The 4,515-nt window shown below is 43.7% G+C and carries 3 protein-coding genes and 2 pseudogenes; 3 read left to right on the top strand and 2 right to left on the bottom strand.

What is annotated here, in order from left to right:
* Positions 1-239 precede the first annotated feature (239 nt).
* The 3 genes and pseudogenes from FD01_RS09105 to FD01_RS09095 all read left to right on the top strand — a co-directional run.
* Positions 240-476, top strand: a pseudogene (locus tag FD01_RS09105) (transposase); the annotation flags it as partial.
* A 299-nt stretch (positions 477-775) separates the two neighbouring features.
* On the top strand, positions 776-1,207 hold the full coding sequence (locus tag FD01_RS09100; RefSeq protein WP_054719686.1) for a CopY/TcrY family copper transport repressor: 432 nt from the start codon (positions 776-778) through the stop codon (positions 1,205-1,207).
* Positions 1,208-1,457: 250 nt separating this feature from the next.
* Positions 1,458-3,746, top strand: coding sequence for a heavy metal translocating P-type ATPase (locus tag FD01_RS09095; protein WP_056963840.1), 2,289 nt, complete (start codon positions 1,458-1,460; stop codon positions 3,744-3,746).
* A 74-nt stretch (positions 3,747-3,820) separates the two neighbouring features.
* Here FD01_RS09095 and FD01_RS09090 read toward each other — a convergent pair.
* A pseudogene (locus FD01_RS09090) lies at positions 3,821-4,075 on the bottom strand (MFS transporter); the annotation flags it as partial.
* A gap of 58 nt (positions 4,076-4,133) precedes the next feature.
* On the bottom strand, positions 4,134-4,515 hold a 382-nt coding region (locus FD01_RS09085; RefSeq protein WP_056963836.1), incomplete at its 5' end, for an IS30 family transposase.

Here is a 4,515-nt window from a genome sequence, read left to right as displayed (position 1 = left end):
TCAGACCGGCCAGATGCGATTTCATGTACCAAATACCGAGGTGAATAATCCAGGTTTCATTATACCGGAAAATCGCTTACTTTTCAGCAGAATTTAACTATGCGTTAGTATTAAAACTCAAACGTACCGCATTTTTCTTAAAATCTTGGTCGTAGCGATTGCGTGAATAGGTCATTTTGAAGACTCCTTTCGGATAAATCAATTCTCTTATGTTTCTGTCCGAAATTCTAGTACAGACCCAGCGTCTCCGGACGAATAATACAATTGAGCGGGTTAATCAAGAAATCCGTCATCGTGACCGTGTAATCCGGATATTCCCGAATGATCTGAGCGTCTTGCGACTAATGGGAGCACTACTGATTGAACAGAATGAAAAATGGGCTGCTGGTCCACAGTACTTAAACATGACCGTTTACCACGGGATTGAAAAAGATGACAATTCAGAAGAAGCCGGTATGCTTAAGCTTGTGAAATGATAAATTCGCAGAATTCAATTTACACCAACATTTTGGACTTGACCTATTGTCCACATTCCATCGGCAGTTCAAGACCTAGCGTAACAAAGCAGAGCCCCACAATCTCAAAAAGCGAGATTGTGGGGCTCTTACATACGGTTGGTTATTAGGTGCTTACCCTGGAATATTATCTAGGCGTTTTTTTAATGTCATGGTATTTTCTGGCAGAAAGGTTGCATTATTGTGACTACAGTTGTAAACTGATAAGTATTAAGAGGCTACGAACGTAAACTTATAATTCAATTAATGGAGGAAGCCAATTGAAGGATGCAAAGAATGTAACCATCACCGATTCTGAATGGATGGTTATGAGAGCAATTTGGACAATGGGACATGCGACTAGTCGTGAACTAATCGATGCTATGAACGAATTAGAAGGCTGGTCAGCTTCAACAACCAAAACGCTACTTCACAGGTTGATTCAAAAACAGGCGGTTGCGCAGCATGGCGGCAGTCGACCATTCATGTATAAGCCGGTTGTTGGCGAGAAGGAATCAATGGCGGCAGCGGCAGATGATTTGTTTGACCATATGTGTGCGATGCGGGCTGGTTCAACAATTGTCGGCGTTATTCAGTCAAGGGAACTCTCACGGGCGGATATTGCGAACTTACAGGCGATTCTAGCTGAAAAGGCCAAAACAGCGCCCGAGGAAGTTCAGTGTAACTGCTTGCCAGGTGATCAAACGTGTTAAGACTGTGGTGTTCTGTCTACTTTTAGGATTGCTGCACAAAAATCCAGAATCTGGGATTTCAGATGGCGGAAATTTATGAATTTTTGTCGTAATTCTCATTCATATAGTGGCATGGTGCTCCGCAAAGCAGAAGCCTAAACATAAGAACCTGGTGGAAAAATCCCGAGCCCGGGGATTTCCACACAAGGAACTTATGTTCCGGCTTCTAACCGCTTTGCTACGCACACTTATTTTTAGGGGGTCGATAATCATGGCAAATAAAGAGGACCATATGAACATGAAAAACATGAGTGCTAAGAATATGGAAAATAATGAATCAAATATGAGTCATATGGATCATGATGACATGAAAATGGATCACGATATGACCGAAACGGATCATAATCAAATGAACATGGACCACGATATGGCCGAAATGGATCATGGTCAAATGAACATGGATCACAGCCAAATGAACATGGATCACAGCCAAATGAACATGAATCACGAAACTATGAATATGAGTGGGATGAATCACGGTGATATGGATATGGCTGGGACCGACATGATGATGCACGGTGGCTCAATGATGCATATGGGGAATTTGAAAGTTAAATTTTGGGTCTCCGTTGTCTTAGCGATTCCAGTTTTACTGTTAGCACCAATCATGGGTTTAAACGTTTCCATCCTTAGTTTCAGTTCACCGCTAATTGTTGGCATTATCATCGTTTTGTTTGATACAGCACTTTACTTTTATGGCGGAATGCCATTTTTAAAGGGGGCTAAAGCGGAAATTCAGGATAAATCTCCTGAAATGATGACGCTAGTAACCCTTGGAATTTCCGTTTCGTATTTCTACAGTTTGTACGCATTTATTGCCAACAACTTCTTGAACCCGGCAAATCATGTAATGAATTTTTCGTTCGAACTTGCAACCCTGATTTTAATTATGCTTCTAGGACACTGGATTGAAATGAATGCATTGATGGGGGCTGGGGATGCCTTACAAAAGATGGCGGCCCTGTTGCCTAAGACGGCCCATCTAGTTACAGATAATGGTGAAACAAAAGAAGTGCCAGTATCTGATTTAAAAGTTGGTCAAGCTTTCCAAGTGCGTTCAGGTGAGAGTATTCCAGCCGATGGTGTTATTACGGCTGGGGAGTCGACCGTGAATGAAGCACTGGTAACCGGTGAATCTGCTGCCGTTACCAAGAACGTTGGCGATAAGGTCATTGGTGGTGCAACCAACAATAACGGGACGCTAACGGTTAAAATTAGTGGTACTGGTGACTCCGGCTATCTTTCTCAAGTAATGAAAATGGTTCAAAATGCCCAGCAAGCTAAATCTAAAGCAGAAGATAAAGCTGATTTAGTTGCCAAGTATCTATTTTACGCGGCACTTGGTGTTGGGATTATTGCTTTCTTTGCCTGGTTACCCCAGGGATTGGCGACTGCAATGACGATAATGGTGACCGTCTTCGTGATTGCTTGCCCGCATGCATTAGGATTAGCGATTCCATTAGTGGTTTCTCGTTCTACTACGATTGGCGCTCAAAATGGGCTATTAGTTCGAAATCGCCAAGCCATTGAAGCAAGTCAACATGTTAGCCACGTTCTCTTGGATAAAACTGGCACGTTAACAGAAGGTAAATTTACGGTGAATGCATTGATTCCAAATGATGGGATTGACGAAACAACGTTATTAAGCCGACTGGCCGCCCTTGAAAATAATTCGACTCATCCGCTGGCCCAAGCAATCATTACTGAAGCCCAAGCGAAGGACATTGAAGTCGTTGCGGCTGAAAAGTCTCAAAATATTCCGGGCGTTGGTATTTCCGGTAATGTTGATGGCACTGACTATACGATTGTTAATGGTAACTATTTAACGAAGCAAGGGATCAGGTTCGACGAGGCCGCTGCTGATAAATGGGCTGCTAAGGGTAATTCCGTCAGCTTCCTATTGCAGGGCACCCAAGTTCAAGGAATGGTTGCTGAAGGCGACACCATCAAAGCGGGTGCTAAGGAATTAATTAGTGGTCTTCAGAGGCGAGGAATTACCCCCGTAATGCTCACTGGCGATAATCCAAAAGCCGCGGAACACGTTGCTAACTTACTAGGATTGACTGAATTCCATGCAGGCCTATTACCAGATGATAAGCAAAAGGTTATTGCTGATTATCAAGCAAAGGGCAATCACGTCATCATGGTTGGTGACGGCGTAAATGACGCACCAAGTCTTGCCGCGGCCGATATTGGAATTGCAATTGGCGCCGGAACCGATGTTGCCATTGATTCCGCTGATGTTGTGTTGGTTAAATCAGAACCCAGCGATATTTTACATTTTCTTGATTTGGCTAAAATCACAAATCGGAAAATGGTTCAAAATCTCTGGTGGGGAGCAGGCTACAATATTTTCGCAATTCCACTCGCTGCCGGTGTGTTGTCATTTATTGGAATCATTCTAGACCCAGCCGTTGGTGCTGCGGTCATGGCGATGTCGACAATTATCGTGGCAATTAATGCGATGGGATTGACTGGTGAAAAGATTAAAAACGTGTAATTAAGTGATGACAAAAAGAGGAGAAAGATCAGCTGGTAGTCTGGTCTTTCTCCTCTTTATGATCATCATGTTAATTACTTATCTGGTTGCTCAGTTAATTTCGCCAATTTTTGATGCAGCCTAATGTCATATTGCCTGGTAATTGGCATTAACACCGCGACCACCCCGCAAATGGCAGCACCGATTCCTGCAATCACAAATAGGCGTTCAATGCCAATCACATCAGCTAGGGGACCGGCAAAAATTAAGCCAATTGGTCCAGCTAGATTCAACAAAGAATTCAAAACGCCTAGAATCCGCCCTAACTCTTCTGCTGGATAACTTTGTTCCTCAATTTTCAAGTCAAGTGCAACGATGATAACGAATTCTTGATAGTGGTCTAGGCTGTTACGCCATGCATCGGTAGTAATCGCATGGGCGAAGATAGTTCAGAATACGTCTGGGACGATGGTTCAGTGCGGATTGGACTGCTTGAATTTCAACCAGAGTAACTGCTCTGAGAGACTTCCCTTTCGGGAAGAATTCCCTAAGCAGTCCATTGGCGTTCTCGTTTGTGCCACGCTCCCAAGGCGAGTACGGATGTGCGAAGTAAATCTGGGTTCCAACAATCTCTGATAACTTGGCAAACTCGGAACCATTGTCAAAAGTGATACTCTCAAATTCCTTGGCCCCGTAGTCGTCGATCGTGTCCTGCAAGGCTTTAAGGCAGGTACCCGCATGATAGTCAGGAATCTTGACGATGATCTCAGTCCGGCTGTACCGTTCTGTG

The sequence above is a fragment of the Lacticaseibacillus manihotivorans DSM 13343 = JCM 12514 genome, assembly GCF_001435035.1.
Classification (GTDB): Bacteria; Bacillota; Bacilli; order Lactobacillales; family Lactobacillaceae; genus Lacticaseibacillus; species Lacticaseibacillus manihotivorans.
This window is presented reverse-complemented; position numbering and strand designations above follow the sequence as displayed.

Bases quoted from the DNA above. Each gene is read 5' to 3' on its own strand.
- FD01_RS09095 (WP_056963840.1), top strand. From the start codon at position 1,458: ATGGCAAATAAAGAGGACCATATGAACATGAAAAACATGAGTGCTAAG.